General features: G+C 56.3%; 18 protein-coding genes. 6 read left to right on the forward strand and 12 right to left on the reverse strand.

Features of this window, described 5'->3' with window-relative positions; all coding sequences use genetic code 11:
* From PG1C_RS02880 to PG1C_RS02900, 5 genes are read left to right on the forward strand one after another with little or no spacing between them, the layout of a single operon-like run.
* Positions 1 to 435 (forward strand): very short patch repair endonuclease, encoded by a 435-nt coding sequence (locus tag PG1C_RS02880; RefSeq protein WP_202635929.1) that lies wholly within the window; start codon positions 1 to 3, stop codon positions 433 to 435.
* Positions 435 to 1,919 carry an ATP-binding protein gene (locus PG1C_RS02885; RefSeq protein ID WP_202635930.1) on the forward strand — a complete coding sequence of 495 codons (1,485 nt, stop codon included), beginning with the start codon at positions 435 to 437 and terminating at the stop codon, positions 1,917 to 1,919. Before PG1C_RS02880 ends, PG1C_RS02885 begins: the two co-directional genes overlap by 1 nt.
* Positions 1,907 to 4,621: a Z1 domain-containing protein gene (locus PG1C_RS02890; RefSeq protein WP_202635931.1), complete on the forward strand. Its 2,715-nt coding sequence runs from the start codon at positions 1,907 to 1,909 to the stop codon at positions 4,619 to 4,621. The genes PG1C_RS02885 and PG1C_RS02890 overlap by 13 nt, the downstream gene beginning before the upstream one ends.
* On the forward strand, positions 4,608 to 5,588 hold the full coding sequence (locus PG1C_RS02895; protein ID WP_202635932.1) for a PD-(D/E)XK motif protein: 981 nt from the start codon (positions 4,608 to 4,610) through the stop codon (positions 5,586 to 5,588). Before PG1C_RS02890 ends, PG1C_RS02895 begins: the two co-directional genes overlap by 14 nt.
* Positions 5,585 to 7,648: an AIPR family protein gene (locus tag PG1C_RS02900; protein WP_202635933.1), complete on the forward strand. Its 2,064-nt coding sequence runs from the start codon at positions 5,585 to 5,587 to the stop codon at positions 7,646 to 7,648. Before PG1C_RS02895 ends, PG1C_RS02900 begins: the two co-directional genes overlap by 4 nt.
* A 33-nt stretch (positions 7,649 to 7,681) precedes the next feature.
* Here the strand turns inward: PG1C_RS02900 and PG1C_RS02905 are convergent, their stop codons facing one another.
* The 11 genes from PG1C_RS02905 to PG1C_RS02955 all read right to left on the reverse strand — a co-directional run bounded on the left by PG1C_RS02905 (position 7,682) and on the right by PG1C_RS02955 (position 15,968).
* Positions 7,682 to 7,984, reverse strand: coding sequence for a hypothetical protein (locus PG1C_RS02905; protein ID WP_202635934.1), 303 nt, complete (start codon positions 7,982 to 7,984; stop codon positions 7,682 to 7,684).
* A 283-nt stretch (positions 7,985 to 8,267) separates the two neighbouring features.
* Positions 8,268 to 10,208: a relaxase/mobilization nuclease and DUF3363 domain-containing protein gene (locus PG1C_RS02910; RefSeq protein WP_202635935.1), complete on the reverse strand. Its 1,941-nt coding sequence runs from the start codon at positions 10,206 to 10,208 to the stop codon at positions 8,268 to 8,270.
* Positions 10,209 to 10,527: 319 nt separating this feature from the next.
* Entirely contained in the window at positions 10,528 to 11,052 is a 525-nt protein-coding gene (locus PG1C_RS02915; RefSeq protein ID WP_202635936.1) for a S26 family signal peptidase, read from the reverse strand.
* On the reverse strand, positions 11,049 to 11,531 hold the full coding sequence (locus PG1C_RS02920; RefSeq protein WP_479687749.1) for a DUF2840 domain-containing protein: 483 nt from the start codon (positions 11,529 to 11,531) through the stop codon (positions 11,049 to 11,051). Before PG1C_RS02920 ends, PG1C_RS02915 begins: the two co-directional genes overlap by 4 nt.
* 47 nt (positions 11,532 to 11,578) lie before the next feature.
* Positions 11,579 to 11,824: a chromosome partitioning protein ParB gene (locus PG1C_RS02925; RefSeq protein WP_202635938.1), complete on the reverse strand. Its 246-nt coding sequence runs from the start codon at positions 11,822 to 11,824 to the stop codon at positions 11,579 to 11,581.
* Complete coding sequence (parA, locus tag PG1C_RS02930) at positions 11,821 to 12,459, reverse strand: ParA family partition ATPase (protein WP_202635939.1); 639 nt, start codon at positions 12,457 to 12,459, stop codon at positions 11,821 to 11,823. Before parA ends, PG1C_RS02925 begins: the two co-directional genes overlap by 4 nt.
* A 205-nt stretch (positions 12,460 to 12,664) precedes the next feature.
* Positions 12,665 to 13,555, reverse strand: a complete 891-nt coding sequence (locus PG1C_RS02935; protein WP_202635940.1) for a replication initiator protein A — start codon at positions 13,553 to 13,555, stop codon at positions 12,665 to 12,667.
* Positions 13,556 to 13,577: 22 nt separating this feature from the next.
* Positions 13,578 to 13,877 carry a helix-turn-helix transcriptional regulator gene (locus PG1C_RS02940; RefSeq protein WP_202635941.1) on the reverse strand — a complete coding sequence of 100 codons (300 nt, stop codon included), beginning with the start codon at positions 13,875 to 13,877 and terminating at the stop codon, positions 13,578 to 13,580.
* A 134-nt stretch (positions 13,878 to 14,011) separates the two neighbouring features.
* On the reverse strand, positions 14,012 to 14,758 hold the full coding sequence (locus tag PG1C_RS02945; protein WP_202635942.1) for a DUF2285 domain-containing protein: 747 nt from the start codon (positions 14,756 to 14,758) through the stop codon (positions 14,012 to 14,014).
* A 201-nt stretch (positions 14,759 to 14,959) separates the two neighbouring features.
* On the reverse strand, positions 14,960 to 15,307 hold the full coding sequence (locus tag PG1C_RS02950; protein ID WP_202635943.1) for a DUF2958 domain-containing protein: 348 nt from the start codon (positions 15,305 to 15,307) through the stop codon (positions 14,960 to 14,962).
* Between the two features lie 316 nt (positions 15,308 to 15,623).
* Complete coding sequence (locus PG1C_RS02955) at positions 15,624 to 15,968, reverse strand: DUF2958 domain-containing protein (RefSeq protein WP_202635944.1); 345 nt, start codon at positions 15,966 to 15,968, stop codon at positions 15,624 to 15,626.
* A gap of 12 nt (positions 15,969 to 15,980) precedes the next feature.
* On the opposite strand from PG1C_RS02955, the gene PG1C_RS02960 reads away from it, so the two are divergent.
* The gene (locus PG1C_RS02960) at positions 15,981 to 16,223 is read left to right on the forward strand and encodes a hypothetical protein (protein WP_202635945.1); all 243 of its coding nucleotides are present in this window, start codon (positions 15,981 to 15,983) and stop codon (positions 16,221 to 16,223) included.
* 116 nt (positions 16,224 to 16,339) lie between these two features.
* Here PG1C_RS02960 and PG1C_RS02965 read toward each other — a convergent pair whose 3' ends face one another.
* Positions 16,340 to 16,516, reverse strand: a complete 177-nt coding sequence (locus PG1C_RS02965; RefSeq protein ID WP_202635946.1) for a hypothetical protein — start codon at positions 16,514 to 16,516, stop codon at positions 16,340 to 16,342.
* Between the last annotated feature and the right edge of the window lie 47 nt (positions 16,517 to 16,563).

The raw sequence follows: 16,563 nt of genomic DNA on the forward strand, positions 1-16,563 counted from the left end.
ATGGATACGCTGACCTCGGAAAAACGTAGCTGGAATATGTCACGCATCCGAGGAGCGAATACAAAGCCCGAGCTTGCTGTCCGCTCGATGCTGCATCGCATGGGATACAGATTTAGAATTTTGAATAAAACCCTTCCAGGTAGACCGGATATTGTTCTCCCAAAATACAGGGCAGCAATCTTTGTTCATGGCTGCTTCTGGCATCGGCATCAGGGGTGCAAATATGCGTATACGCCGAAATCCCGTTTGGATTTCTGGGGGCCGAAGTTTGAGGGGAATGTCATGCGGGATAAAAATAACCTTTCTCTTCTCAGGAAAACAGGCTGGCTTCCCATTGTCGTATGGGAATGCGAAATCAAACGCAATGCTGACGCTGCGCTTGGCAGAGTATCTGGAATATTGCAGCGACGCCTGAAAAAGCTGGTGGCCGCCTGATGGAAAAATATACCCTTCCGCCGAGAGCGGCCTCCCTTTCCGAATCCATGCGGGATATTGGTTATTCGCTGGAAACGGCCATTGCGGACATTATTGACAACAGCATTGCCGCCAACGCCACCCGCATTGATATATGGATTGATTTCAATACCGGGCAGCCACGGCTCGGTGTTACTGATAATGGCAGCGGCCTCAGCCGACAGGAACTCCTGGAGGCTATGCGCCACGGTTCAGCGCATCCGCGTACTCTCAGGGCCAAAGATGACCTCGGGCGTTTCGGATTGGGTTTGAAAACCGCTTCGTTCTCACAATGCCGCCAGCTGACGGTCATCAGCCGGAAGAGCGGCGAAACCGTAGGTGCCGTATGGGATCTGGATACGGTCTCGGAAGATGATGAATGGGTGCTGGGTATACTGAACCCGGAAGAAATCCAGTCCAGCCCATACATGGATAAGTTGGGCAAGCATGGAACGCTGGTGCTGTGGCAGAAACTGGATAGGCTGTGCGAGGGAGAATCAACAGCCGCGAAGCAGGATATGCTTTATGAAAAAATGGAAGCCACGGAAAAGCATCTCGCTCTTGTGTTCCATCGCTATCTTTCTGGCGAAGTCAGGAATCGGAAACTGGAAGTGCATATCAACGGCCACCCAGTTGAGCCTTTCGATCCGTTCTGCCTCAATAATAAGGCAACGCAACTACTCCCCGAGGAAATCATCAGAATTGCCGGTGAGGAAGTCAGGATTCAGCCTTATATTCTTCCCCATCACAGCAAGCTTACGCCGAAAGAGCATGACTATTATCAGAGCCGCAGCGAGTTTGTCAGTAATCAGGGGGTATATGTTTACCGAAATAACAGGCTGATGGCTTGGGGGAACTGGTTCCGGCTGGTTCCAAAAGGCGAAGCCACCAAGCTCGCGCGCGTCAGGATAGATTTTCCCAATGCGCTGGATGAACACTGGACAATTGATATAAAAAAATCCAGAGCCCATCCGCCATACCAGGTGAAAGAAAAGCTCCGGCAAATCATCAACAGGATCGTGGAGCAGAGCACCCGCGTCCATTCTGGAAGGGGCAGGCGTCTTTTAGATGAGGCTCCAGACCCATTCTGGCTGAAACATGCAGATCGTGATGGCATACGGTATTCCCTGAACAGGGATCATCCGGTGTTGAACGCTTTCAGACAGATACTGGAAGGTGATGAGCAGCGGTTGTTTCAGGAAGTGCTGGCCGTCATTGAGGATTCCATTCCCGTAGAAGCTATTTATGCTGACTACTCAATCGCCCCCAAGAGTTTTGATGAAGCGAGGCAGATGGAGCCAGAGGAAGTCCGAAGCCGCCTGCTTATGCTGTATCAGATTCTCTCCGCTGAACAACAGCTGGATGAAAATACTTTCCGGGAAACGGTTAACCAGCTAAAACCATTTAATAATTACCCGCAGGAAATTGAGCAGGTAATCAGGGAGAAATTCTTATGCGCAACCTGAATGATTTCGAGACGGCCATAGTGTTGGCGCTAAGAAATACCTCGCCACTTACGGTAGCTGACATTGAGCAGAAGGCGAGAATGCTTGCGCCAGTGTTCGGGCTGGATGATTACCCGATCGAGCAGATTATCAAGAGCGTGGAAACAAAGCTCGTTACCACCATGAGTGAAGGTATTTCACTCGTTGATCAGTGTGCCGAACATGATGACGCATGGCATGAAAAGAAAGAAATCAGCTGGGATTACTGGAGTGATTATGAAGGCCACCTGAAATCCGAGGGCTGGGGGCCGCGTGTCGTTAATACCATGGGTGATGTAACAGGTAAAATTCTTGGGCTGTTGAAAAATCCAGAGGATGCAGGGGAATGGAAGCGCAGAGGTCTGGTAATCGGCCATGTGCAATCGGGGAAAACCGCCAACTACATCGGTCTGATTTCAAAGGCGGCGGATGCCGGATATAAACTCATCATTGTCATTGCGGGCATACATAACAACCTGCGCACTCAGACGCAGCAGCGTGTAGATGAGGGATTCATCGGTCGAAACAGCGATCCCAACAGGCGGGGAAAGCTGATCGGTGTCGGACTCGATCACCCCAACAGGCGTTTCCCTGTCACGTTGACCACTACGGACAAGGATTTCGATAAGCGTATCGCCAACCAGCTGGGTGCCGACCTACAGGTATATAAGCAGCCGGTCGTAGTGGTGATTAAGAAGAACGTATCTACACTGAAAAGTCTTTATGCATGGTTGAAAGAGTGGAATACGCGGGAGTCAGCGGACAAGATCGATAATATCCCCATGTTGATGATTGATGATGAGGCTGATAATGCGTCCATCAACACGAAGAAAGAAGACATCAATCCGACAGAGACAAATAAACAGATCAGAAACGTCCTGAGCCTGTTCAGAAAAAGCTGCTATGTCGGGTATACGGCCACTCCATTCGCCAACATATTCATCAATCCGGATACGGAAGATGAGATGCTCGGACATGATCTTTTTCCTCGGGATTTCATTTACTGCCTCGATGCGCCAACCAATTATTTCGGCCCGCAGAAGGTATTCGTTGATGAAGTGTCGAGCCCTGCTATTCTGAGAACGATAGACGATGCAGAGCATATTATTTCTCTCAAACACAAGAAGGATCACCCCATCAGCGATCTACCGCGTTCGCTGAAAAATGCTATTCACGCTTTCATTGTCGGGAAGGCCATCCGCATTATCAGGGATCACCGCAATAAGCATGCGTCCATGATGGTGAATGCATCGCGATTTGTGGATGTGCAGCGCCAGATCAGGGAGCATATCTCCCTGTACGTGAAAGAAATGAAGAATGCTGTGATGTTCAACTATGCGCTGCCTGAAGCTCAAGCGCTTAAAAACGCTCATATGCAGGCGCTACGGGAAATATACGACGAAGAATTTTCTGACGGCAGCGAACCTTGGCAGGATATTCAAAAAGCTCTATATGAAGCTGTCGATGCCATAAAAATATTTGTGGTGAACAGCAAATCAGATGAAGCGCTTGATTACCGCTGGGCGGAGGAAAATGGCGAATCTCTTACTGCGCTTGCCATCGGCGGCCTGAGTCTGTCACGGGGGCTTACCCTTGAAGGGCTGATGGTCAGTTACATGTACCGGAATACCAAGATGTATGACACGCTCATGCAGATGGGTCGTTGGTTTGGTTATCGCGCAGACTATGAAGATTTGTGCCGCGTCTGGCTGCCATCGGAGTCGCAGGGATGGTATTCGCACATCGCGGAAGCTACCGAGGAACTGCGCCAGCAGATCAAGCAGATGCGCCGTGACCGCATGAGTCCTATAGATTTTGGCCTGTACGTCCGCGCACATCCAGATGCGCTGCTTGTTACTGCGCTAAATAAAATGCGATACGCAGAACGTCTGACGTTCACGCGTAATTTCAGTGGGCGACTTTTGCAGACATATATTCTTTCGTCGAATGATAATCTGCATTCAGACAATCGTTCGCTCATCAAAGATTTCTATTCTGATCTTAAGAAAGATAAAGCCCCGGTGTCGATTGGCAATTCATTTTTCTGGGAAAAAATTTCCTGGGAAAAAGCAGAGCAGTTCCTAATTCAATTCAAGTTTCACAAGGAGTTGCAGGGTGAAAAAGCACTCGCCCTTGATTATTTAAGAAAGATCGCAGACAAATATGGTGCCGTTGACATTGCATATGTATCTCTGGATAAACAGAGCTCAAATAACTCTACCTTTTCTTTATTTGAAAATGAAAAAATATTCTGCCAGGAGCGCGCTGTAGGTAAAACAAAAGAGAATAGCATTAAGCAAACGCCTGAGCAGAATGGGTACTACACTTCAAACAAACAGAATTTCATGACGACCAGAGATGAGGCGCTTGGGTTGGCAGTAGAAATTAAGGAGCGCCTTAATGAAGAAGCTGAGAAGAACGGCAAGCCGGTTGCGCGTATTGATTACAGGCTTGCACGGGCAAGACCATTTCTTACGGTGCATGTACTAAGGCTAGTGCATAAACCAGGCAAATCAGAACCCGATGAACTGTTGCTTGATGAGGTTCCTGCACTTGGCATCAGCTTTCCCGGTGGGGATTATTCGGTAATGGTGACGGTGGATAGAGTCGCCAATCGAATCCTGGTTAAGCAATTGCAGGATGAAGGCTTGGATGATCCAGACGAGGAAGATGATGACAGCTGACCACCTCCCATGGGAAGGAATCCAGACACCCACCAGTGAAATAAACCGGCTCAGGGTAGACCACAGCCATCCCCATGATTTTTTCTGGGGTAAGGATGTATCCGGTCATTACCTCCTGGTGCTCAGGTTTGATGCGGCATTGCTGAACAACATTAAAGTCAGGAAAATGGCCTTGACCGGCATCACGATGGATATTCGCATCATTTCCAATACGTCAGATGGCGTATTCCTCATCACATTGCAGAATGCCGAAAACGCGGATATTTTCTTCACCTTGTGTGACGCACTGGTTGAGAAAACCAGGCGCGTTCCGGATGTTCACGCAGCCATTGCCATCATCTATGCTCAGTTGGAACGCTGGCGGACTTTACTGAGCAGAGCAAACCGTAATCGTTTGTCGGCACAGGAAATTCAGGGCTTGTTCGGAGAACTCCAGTTTCTTGAGGAATGTATTGACGGGCAGCATGTCAGTGTTCAGGCCGCCATCGAAGGCTGGCAAGGGCCGATGGGAGCGCCGCACGACTTCATATTCGGACAGTCTGCCGTAGAAATAAAATCCATCAGTGGATCATATGCGGACTCGGTAAAAATCTCTACCGAATCCCAGCTGACAACGCATCTTGAGACGCTGCATCTGCGCATCGTATTTCTGGCGGTGGATACGGACTGCAAGACAGGTTTGTCACTGAATGATTTCATAATCCGGCTGAAGGAGAAAATATCAGACAACGATTTTGTCTCCGCATTTGAGGAGAAACTTGCGGAGGTCGGTTACATTGACATTCCAGAATATGATTTTCCCTGCTTTTCCGTTGTTCGGATACGAACCTACCAAGTCAGAGACGGGTTTCCGCGCATTACACCGGAATCACTGGCGCTCGGAATAAGCGATGTTTCCTACTGCATCGCTTTCAGCAGCATTGCTGAATATATCTGCGATTCATTTATTCCGGGAAGTCAAAAATGAGCATGGACATAGAAGAATTCTTCCATGATTTCAGGCAGGATTTGCTTTCAGGTGCGGAGGCCAGGGAGGATTTCCTAGAAGCGGAATTCGCTCTCAGCGCGACAAAGGAGCTGGAGGAGTCCGGAGCCATTGAGGGTTTTGAGCCATGCCATTACAAAGCTCCGCGTGGCATGCGGGTGGACGGGTACTGGCTTAATGATGACGGAATTTCAATTGACCTTTTTATCGTGGATTTTGCCAATAGAGAGGTACTTGAATCTCTGACGCGCAGTGATGTGGATGCGCTGTTTAAACGCATCGAGAATTTTTTTACCGCCTGTTCTTTAAAGGGGCTCTACAGCGAACTTGAAGAAACATCTCTCGGATATGGTCTGGCGAGAGATATATCCAGCCGTGCAAGCACTTTCGCCAAGGTAAATTTCTACCTGCTTTCGGAACGTCTTCTCAGTGAAAAGGTGCAGGCTATCGAGGACAAGCTCTACCAGGGGTGGACTTTTACTTACAACATCTGGGACATTGCGCGCCTCCACCGGATCAAGACTTCCCGTGGAGCCAAGGAGGAGGTGGTTATTGATTTTGAGTCCATGTTCGGACAAGGCATTCCATGCCTGCCCGCACACATCAAATCGGCTGACTATGAATCCTATTTGATGGTCATGCCTGCAACGATTCTAGGCGATCTATATGGAAAATATGGGGACAGGCTGCTGGAACAGAATGTCCGCTGCTTTCTGCAGGCGCGGGGCAAGGTCAATAAGGGAATGCGTTCTACTATTCTCAATGATCCTGAAATGTTCTTTGCCTACAACAATGGGATTACGGCAACAGCCCGTGAGGTGATTGCCGAACCCAAGGCGGATGGTATCTATATCAGGGAAATTAAAGACCTTCAGATTGTAAATGGTGGGCAGACCACGGCATCGTTGTTTCATACCAGCAGGAAAGATAAAGCCTCTCTCGAAAAAATATTCGTGCAGATGAAGCTCTCCGTGGTGGACAGTGAAAAAGGTGAAGAGATTATTCCAAGAATCTCTGAATATGCCAATACACAAAACAAAGTTAATGCGGCGGATTTCTTCTCCAATCACCCCTTCCATATAAGGATGGAGGAATTTTCTCGACGTCTCTGGGCACCACCTCAACAAGGCGCATTGCGCGAAAGTAAATGGTTTTACGAACGAGCCAGAGGGCAGTATTCCGATGCACAGGCGAAAATTTCAAAAGCTGAGAAAAAGAAGTTTCTGGCAGAATTTCCATCATCCCAGATGTTCGCCAAGACTGACTTGGCGAAATTTGAGAATGTATGGGAAGACAAACCGACCTATGTAAATCTTGGGGCGCAGAAAAACTTTGCACAGTACGCAAAAAGGATTGGCCAGGAGTGGGCAAAGAATCCCGATAATTTCAATGAGCTCTATTACAAGCGAGCTATCGCGAGGGCGATCCTGTTCAGGAAGACGGAAAAAATTGTGTCCGTGCAGTCATGGTACAGCGGTGGCTATAGAGCAAACATTGTGGCTTATACCCTGGCTCTGCTTTCCAGGCTGTGCGCTGATATGGGCAAATCATTCGATTTCATGAAGGTGTGGGAAACGCAGGACATTACGGACGTGATGAGAGACGCAATTGAAATAACCGCTAAGGTCGTGTTTGACAGCATCATGACCCCAATGGCTGGTATTTCAAATATTTCGGAGTGGTGCAAGAAGGAAGCCTGCTGGGATCGCCTTCAACTGAAGTCCGGCGAATTAAAGTCTTTACTGCCCAAGCCATTTTTAGGCGGCCTCGTTGATAAAGAAAACATTGTCGAAGAGGTAAGGTCAGCCGCCAAAGTTCAGAAGATTGACAACGGAATTGAGGCGCAGAAAAAAATAATGAGTATTCCCGCCGCGAAATGGCGACAGATTATGGCCGATGGTAATAAGAAAAATCTTTTCTCGCCAATGGAAATAGGGATTCTTCAGGTCGCGTCGAAAATACCCGCCAAAATCCCATCTGAGAAACAATCGATCATACTGATTGACGTGCTGGCAAAGGCCACCCTTGAAGGGATTAATTGAGCGCGCTGCTTTACCAGCGACATCTGCTGAGGGCTAGGCAAGTTGCTGAATGCCGCCTTCTTTAATCCAGAGGTCAATCGAATTTTGAGCGTCGTTCAGGTAGCCTATTAGAGCGTCAGGCATTCCTTCATCTTTATCAAGCCCGCCGAAGTGATTCGTTAAAGCTTGTATCTCATCATCTTCACAGAAGCCACCATAGCAATTAGCGTCCACGTAATCGTGAAGGGCTGAAAATGAGGGACAATCCGCTGGCACTCGTCCTTCTTTAATGTCCTCAATAATTTCTTGTTTCATACGCTCAATGGATTCATCAAGTGTTGGGATGGTCGTGGTCATTTCATTGCCTCCTTTATTGATGCCCAGGATAGCATAATTTGTTGATCGTTTATGACCGAGCTGCCAAGCTGACTATCACAATTGATGCCATCACTAATCGCACTCACTTTCGAATAGTGACAACGGCGGAAGATCGAGCAGGCCATGATGGTCAATGGAATCTGCGCCAAGTACTCCCATCTGCACGAGCTTCTCAGCTTCGCTCTTGGCCTCTTCCTTTCAGTCATTGGCTACGCATGCATTGTCGGCAACGGTGGCCACCACTTTCACAATAGCCCTACGCTTACCGTCCACGCTGCCGCCCCAGCTCCCAAGTGACCGATGATCCCCGCACGATGGCCGATACCTGCTGCCCAAGCCGTTGTTCCACTACCGGCCTCCACGGCACCAGGCTGAAACCCATGCCGTCGTCGAGCATCGCAAAGCGCCCGCTGGCAAGTTGTACATTGCGGCGATAGGTGCCGGTCACGCGCCCCCCATCGGTAACGGGGCGATGTGTCAGGCCGGTTTCCGCAGCGATGGCTTTGGCTGCACCATTTATCTCGCGTCCACGCAACGTCCCCAACAGATTGCGCGCCAGGATCACGCGCTGTCCGCGTCGCTCGGCCAGCCCTTGTTCCACCAGGAAATCTGATCGCTGCCGCAGTGCGTCGCGCAAGTCACCGCCGAAACCGTTGTTGGCGATACCGTCGGCGCCGCCGATCAACTGTTGGTCCAACCAGGTCGCGCCGATCACGCGGACTTGCCGCTCAATGGGCAGGTGCGAACGCAGTTCCACCGACACGCCGCCCAGCCGCTGCACATCGTATTGCCGACCTCGCTCGGGCAGGTCCGTCGGCACCCGCCAGACCCCTTCGGCCACGCGCTCCACAATGCCCGCTCGGCGCAGTGCTTCCAGGCGGCGCACATGGGCATCCACCACCTCTTTGGGATCGCGCTCGGGTGTGGCCTGCACCTTGGCCATCATCAGGTGGTGGTCGGTGCGATACAGGCCATCGACTGCGAGCGCGGCGATGTTCTTGTCGGCGGCGCGGATATCGGCTGAACCACGGGCTTCGACCACGGAGCCGACGGGGTACTGCTCCAGCTCAACCTTTGCATTGAGCGCAACGTAGTGCGCCTTGCCGTCGGTGCCATCGACCACGAGATAGCCTCGGTCATGCAATTCGTCTGCCATACCCTTGGCGCATACCCGGCCGACCACATGCTGTGCGTTCTCGCCCGGCGCGAACACTACCAAGTTGCGCGGCACGCCGCCCATGGCCCGCTGCATCGTGCGCACGATGTCGCCACGCTCGCCCATCGCCCGCAGAACCTGTTCGGCTTCGGCGTGGACGGCCCATACACCGGGTGCCGACTCGTGCGCCAGCCCCATACGCTGCAGGCGTTGCAGCCGTCCGATCAATAGCACGCGCTGCTGCCTGCGCTTGGGGTCTTCGGTGGGTTGATTGATGTGGACCAACCCACCTTGCGCTTCGCGTTGCAGCGTGCGGTCCAGGCTGGTCCAACGTTCCTGATCGACCTCCCGCCGCAGACTCTGCTGGATCTCCAGCTCGGTGCGCAGCCCCAGCCATTCGGTCGCCAGTTCCGAGGCGCGCTCGCGCATCCCTTGGGCGATGTAGTCGCGGGATATGATCAAGTCTTTACCTGTGCCGTCTTTGCCGCGCAGCACGATGTGGGTGTGCGGGTTGTCGGTGTTCCAGTGGTTAACCGCCACCCAATCCAGGTTCGTTCCCAGATCGGCTTCCATGCGGCTCATCAGGTGGCGGGTATAGCGGCGCAGGTCGTCGAGCTGCTCGGCGTCCTCGGGCGAGACGATGAAGCGGAACTGGTGCCGATCCTCCCGTCCGCGTTCCTCGAAGGCGGCCAGATCGGCGTTGTCCGTTGTTGATCCATAGGCCTGGCCCGGTTCACCATCGCGGCCGACACCCTCGCGCTCGATGTAGCGCAGGTGCGTGATGGTCGAGCGCGAGCCGGCCTGTTTGAGATTCACCAACCGGGTCTTGATGGCGACGCGCCGCGATCCTGGCTGCGCAGTGTGTCCAGTAAAACGGGCGGCTACATGCCCGCGACCAAGGCGTGCGCCGGGCCGGGCTCCCGACTTGCGCACCGACTTGCCGCCAGCTTTGCTGACCTCCTTCAAAACCTGGGAAACGAACTTCTGCTGACGGCTCTTGGGTGCGCCGGGGCGCACGCGGAAACGGTCATCGTCACGACTGCTCATGGAATGAACTCCTACGTAGCACTGCCAAGCCCAGCGAGCGAAGCACGCTGATAGACCAATGCGGGCGCGGCCTTCGCGCCGCACACGGCACAGCACCGCAAGAAGCGCGTGCCGCGCCAACCCACGTGCAGACAAGGCCTTCGACGCGCCGAAGTGCCGCGTCCTTTTATCTTGCCCTCCGTCTTTTCCGATCGCTGACGCGACCGGCCCAGACGGTCAGGCTGCGATTGTCTGCACGGGTGAAGCACCGCAGCCGCAGGCCGTGGTGCAAACGATGTGCAGCGAGACTGCACGAAGAATGGTACGCAGCGCTGCACGTTCATGGCGTGCCCCACGTCCATAAGGGCTGCGCGCTGCCGATCACGGCGGAGACAGCAACGGGACCGAAGTAGCGGCTGTCAAACGACGCCGGATTCGTCGTACTGAGCAGGAACAGCTCGCCGTCGCGAAGCGCTCGGCACTGCTGCCAGACGGGCAGCAATCGGCCTCGTCGATCTGCTTTCAATGCGGTGGCAACCGCCACGCCATCGATGCGAACGATGTGCTTCTCGATGCACACCTGCTGCGGTGACATCGCGCCGATTCGCTTGAGCAATGGGATGCGTTCGGGCAGGTAGCCACGCTGCGCAGCCAGTGCGGCGGCGTCTGCCGGAAGTCGGGTGAGCACGATACTGCCGACGTGCAGCGAGTCGGGCGGGCCGATGCGGTACCAGCCGCGTGGCACGCTGTCACTCGGGTTGTAGACGATCCGCGCAATGGGTGTATGCACCGACGGCCAGGCAAGCGCAGAGATGCCAAGGACGGTGAACAGTACGACGCCCCAGCGATGGATGCGGGTGTTCATCGCAACACCTCGCCCGCGAGGTAAGCGGCATGCCGTTCGGGGGTGTAGATCGGTAGTGGTAGGCGCGCAGATAGCCGGTTGCCCAACGTGCGCCAGTACGCGGGCGACACCGCTGCCGGATCGATACCGAGCGCTTCGATGGCGTCGATCTGTGGCAAGACCGATTGCACCTGCCGCTCGCCCTCGGCGCACAGCAATAGGCGCGCGCCCGGCTGAATCCCGGCGATGCGCTGTACCGCATCAAGCGGCGTGCATGCCTGCAAAACCATGAGTTGCCAGCGCGTCGTGCCGTAGTCGTTGGACTCCCAGCGCACGCGGCAGAACATCGCAGCAGGAAGGAACGCCGCGCAGCGGCGCCAGCGATCCAAGCGCAGTTCGTGCACTGGATGGCCGAAACGCAGATAGAGGTTGATCCGCTGTGCGACAAACGCCAGCGACACATGTGTCAGCGGCGTGCCGCTGTTGACGCTCGATAGCACGGGACGTGGTATTGGTGGTGCGTTGCTGGCCGCCTGCGGCAGCGCGCTCATGGCTGCTTCTCCGGGAATTCATGTTCCAACAGATCACGCAGCATCTCGGCCACCGTGATGCCGCGCGTGAAAGCTGCGACCTTGATGCGGGCGCGCAGCGCCGACGTCACGTCGATGGTCAGCCGGGCGGTATAGAGATCGGTCTTGCCGATGTCTGCACCGTCGCCTTGGCGCACCCAGGCGTCGGCGTGCGGATTGGCGGGTGGACGCGCGCCAATGGCAACCCGTTTGCCGTTCTTCATCGCGCCATCCTCAAGACTTCATCGGTGAGCGCCGCGATCTCGCGTGCAGCAATGCTGTTCACGTCGAGTTCGCGCGCGAGCTGACCTCTGGCCACACTGTCGGCAAACACGATGCGCTGCCGAACTTCCGAGAGCAGCGATGGCAGCGGTTGATCGGCGAGCGCACTGCGCGCCTCGCGTCCGATCACCGTGGTGCTGACGCGCCGGTTGATGATGAAGACCGCGCGCAGCGCTGGCCGGAACACCTGCGCTTCGCGAATCAGCGACACCATCTCGGCGCTGGCCCATACGTCGTAGGGACTGGGCTGAACGGGGATCAACACGATGTCAGCCGCGAGCAGCGCGGAGCGCGCCAGTGCCGCGATTCTTGGTGGGCCGTCGATCACGATGTGATCGCAGCGTCTGGCGAGTTCTGGCGCTTCCTGATGCAGGGTTTCCCTGGCCAGGCCGACAGCACCGAACAGCCGGGGCAAGCCGTTCTGGTTACGGCGTTGTGTCCAATCGAGCGCCGAGCCTTGGGGATCGGCATCGATCAGGATCACTGTGCTGCCTTGCATCGCCAGCTCACCGGCGATGTGGGTGGCGAGGGTGGTCTTGCCGACCCCGCCTTTCTGGTTGAGCAGCGCGATGATCATGATGCGCTGCCTCCTGCTCGCCGACTTATCCACAGCGCGGGGGCTCTTCTTATCGTTAGTTTTATAGATTCAAAGTTAGAATCTAAGTTAGGAAACGCAGAAACCCTTGCTGTGCAAGGCTTTGCGATGCGTTCGCACTCCTGATAGCACGATAGCACTGCGCCTGATAGCACGAGGATTCCCACTCCCGATAGCACGAGCGTATTCACCGTTTGTCCACAGGCATTGCACCGGCATTGAAGCTGCCACCGGGGCGCAGCGGTGCCGTAGACGGCACGGCGCGAAAGGTCAGCACTTCCGGCCCATGCCCTGGTCGCAGGACGGCAAGCGTGTAGCCCGGCAAGGGTTGACGCGCCACGATGCAACGCAAGTCGTAAGCGAAGTCGGTGAAGCGCGCCAGACTGCCGGACTTGCGGTGCAGGTGCGGGAAATCGAAGCGCCAGCCCTCGCGCTGCCAGCCGCCGTGCTTGCGTACCAGGCGGTACAGCCAGCGCTCGATGCCGCCGGTCAGGCGAAAGTAGTTGGCGTCGATCGTAAGCACCAGGCTTTCGTCGAACACACCGGCATAGAACCAGTCCGGCAGGATCAGTTCGATGCCCAGCGGCCGGCCTTGGCCGTCTGCACGCTCCTTCCATTCGTTGATCCATGAGAAGCGGTGCAGGCGCCGCGCATTGGGTTGGCGGATGGAGGTGGCCACGCTGGTGGACTGCAAGCGGTCCAGGGCGGCTTTGAGGCGCTGGTAGTCGCGCAGCGACGTGCCGCGGCCGATGAAGCGCAGGATTTCGTAGGGCGTGGCCGCCATCAGCCGCGATGAGCGAATCCCCGCGTCGCGTGCTTCGACGATCTGGCTTGCGGCCCAGATCAGGATGTCGGCATCCCAGATCGTTGCCAGACCATGCTCGGCCGTGCCCTCGACACGCACCGTCACGCTGCCGGTGCGGAAGTCGATCGGCACCGTGCGCTTGCTCTTGGACAGCGAGAAGAACGGGTAGGCCATCAGGTCTTGCGCATCGCGTGCTGGCAGTGCGCCCGAGAAAGCATGGAACAGTTCGAGCTGCTCGCGCTGCCGATCGTGACTGAGGTGCCCGATGGCCATCAGTGACGGTGTCCATCGCCGATCAGCGCGCGCCGTCCCGGCGCGCGGCGTACTCGGGGTCGGACGTCATCTCGAAGCTGCGTGCATCGGCCCACGCTTCGAGGTCGACGATGGCGTACATTACGCGCCGACCAAACTTGCGGAAGCGCGGCCCGCCGCCGATGACGCGCTGCTTTTCCAGCGTGCGCGGGGACAGCCGCAGGAATGCGGCGGCTTCGTCGTTGGTCAGGTAACGCGCTGGCTGCGCGGATTGAGCAGGCTGCTGGGTGGCAGCGGGTGCGGCTGAGGGTACGTAGTGCGGCCGTAACGGTGCGGGTCTCATGGCATGTGCCTCCATCGGTCAAGATCGCCGACGAAGCAATCGCCGCCGGATGGAAGCAGTTTCGGGAAAGTCAGGCGTTCTGCGCAGGGACGTTTTGCATCGCCGCGCTAACGTCCCTGTGCGGCCTTGCCGAGTTAGAGTAGGCGGTGGTATCCACCAGCCATGAGCGTCTGCCCGCGCCGGACCAAGCGGCGGACTTGGGCGCGCAGATCGCTGTCGTCGTACCAGCGCTCGGTAACGGCTGCGATGCCGAACAACACTTCGGCCACGCCGCGCTGCGAAGCACCGGCCAGCGTGCCGTCGAGCGCCTGCAGGGTGCGCATGTGGAGCATTGACGTGCGACCTGGTCGGCCGGTGGCGATTGCAGTGCGGTGCACCTTTGCGGCGTCAAGCAACGCCAGCTCGGCTTCGATTGCGCGCCAGCGCTCGGGGAGCTGGCAACCGGCGCGGACGGCATAGGCGTAAGCCATGCCGTCTTCCAGTGCGGGAGATATCGCCATGCGCAGCGTGCGATTGACGATCTGAGTGGTCAGCAGCAGGCGCTTGCCGTCGTGCATCAGGTGTTTGCGGCCGGGGAAGCGCCAGAGCTGGAACAGCAGCGCATCGGCCGTGGGATCGGCATCGGGATAGACCTGGACTACCGAGGATGGATCAGGGAACCAGTCGGGGTGCGCGTCGCGTGCATCGCGCGCGGGGTCTTCCAGCAGGCGCAAGCCCCAGCGCAGCGCCTCGTACGGCGGACGGCGCCGGTGGCGTTGCCAGGCGCGGTGGTATTCCGGGTTGCGCCGCAGGTATTCCCAAGCCAGCGCGGGGCCGTCCAGGTGCAGGACGTACAGGTATGCAGCGCTGGGATGCCAGTGAACGGCGCTTGAATCTGCCATGGCGCAAGCTCCTCTCGGATAGAAAGAAATCAATCGCCACGCGGGGGATACGGCGGGCAAGACCACCTCGGTCTTCGACGGTTATGAGTTAATCATATAGACGCAAGGTTTTCAATTGATGAGGATGGGACGACCCCATCCTCAGCCTGCATCGGCAAGTGTGTTGAGACAGCGTTGTGCCGTTGCTGCACTGAATAGCGATCAATCGTTAATCGATCCATCAGCCTGGGCCAGCCGGACGTATTCGGAGAGCCGCCGCTGTGGCGTGAAATGCAAATCGCGTACAACGGCCAGGTTCTGTGGTCCGCGAATGCCTTCCAGGACGGACAACCGCACATGGCCGAGTTCCGGTGTGCCTATACCGAGGTCGATCAGGCCGAAAGCGGTGTCGCCGTCGTCGGGACTGAGTTCGGTCAACAGCCAGGCCGCATGCGCATCCAGGGTGAACAGCTTGACAACCGGCAGTGGGTCGCGCTTCTCGCCGCGCGCGGCGGCAGCGCCATTGTCCAGCAGCTGGACGCGGTGATCGTTGGTGATGAGTGATTTCATGGTCGCTGGGCGCAAGTGTGGTTACGATCAACGGAACATTAGTTTTGCGCAAACGTGCCGATGCGTCAAAGCTTGAATGTTCAAGTGTGCTTCTGCGCCAAATCGCCAAAGCGGATTCCACCGAATCCGTGGGTACACGAATCGGCGATTGCGTAAGTACGGCAGCCATGATTTCAGTAGAAGCGGCTTCCAGCATAGGCCCGCCCGCCGCAAGTTCAAGCAGGAAAGATTAAAAATGAACACTAATCGAGGCCCGGAGGGACAAACAGGCAAGTAAAGGGCGCTGCCCAGCCCAGCGGCAGCGCCCGCGTGACGGCTACGTCACGATGCGCTCCGCCAACCGCGCTTCACGCGCATAGGCACTGATCGGCTTCGAGGCCGTGAAGTGCATATCCCGCTCGACCGGAAGGCCGAGACGGCCACGCACCGATTGCAGCTCGGCCAGGCTCACATAGCCCAGCTCCGGGAAACCCTGCCCCAGGTCGCAGAGTCCGAAGGCATGGTCGTGGTCGTCCGGGTCGATTTCGGTGAGCAGCCAGGTCGCACCCGAGTCAGGGGTGAACAGCTTGACCACGGGCGGTGGGTCGAAGTCGTCGTTGTCGAGGGACTGCCGGCCGTTGGCCAGCAATTGCGCGCGCTGTGTTTCGGTGATGAGGTTCATGATCGCAACTCCTTGAATGGACGCTCCCGATCGGAGCGCTGCGATCCGGGCGCACGCGCAAAGCGCGGCCGTCACACCCCCAACACGGGCGAAGCTGGCGCGGGCCAGGGGTTGACGGGCGTGCGGCGTGCGCCAAGCTGCGCTGCCTGTCCGGTCGGTGATGCGGCCATGCGCTACAGGAGTGGCGTCGTCATGAAGCACCAGAACGCTGCGGTGAACAGCGGTCGGCGTCAGACCAAGTTCGATGGCGTATGAGGTCTTGCATGCCGATCAGGCGCAGCCTGTTCGGCGAATTGCGAGGGGTGCCAAGCATGGCGCGGCGGGGATGGGCGTCGAGCCGATCCCTGGAGGGCAAGCGTAGCGCGCAGGCGTCAGTGATGGAAGCCGAAGGGGCGAGACGCCACCGGTGGCTCGATGCGCAGCACGACAGCGCGACCCGGCATCGCCGAGGACGCACGAATGCCTTCAATGTTGATGCACAAGGATTCGTAGAACCCGGAATGTGTCGTTGTCCAAATCCACGAACACGCAGAACCGTTTTCACTCATCTCCGTGAAACTACAAAACCGCAAATCCGTAGAAGCGGCTTTGCGCC

This window comes from Rugosibacter aromaticivorans (assembly GCF_000934545.1).
In the GTDB taxonomy this organism is placed as follows: domain Bacteria; phylum Pseudomonadota; class Gammaproteobacteria; order Burkholderiales; family Rhodocyclaceae; genus Rugosibacter; species Rugosibacter aromaticivorans.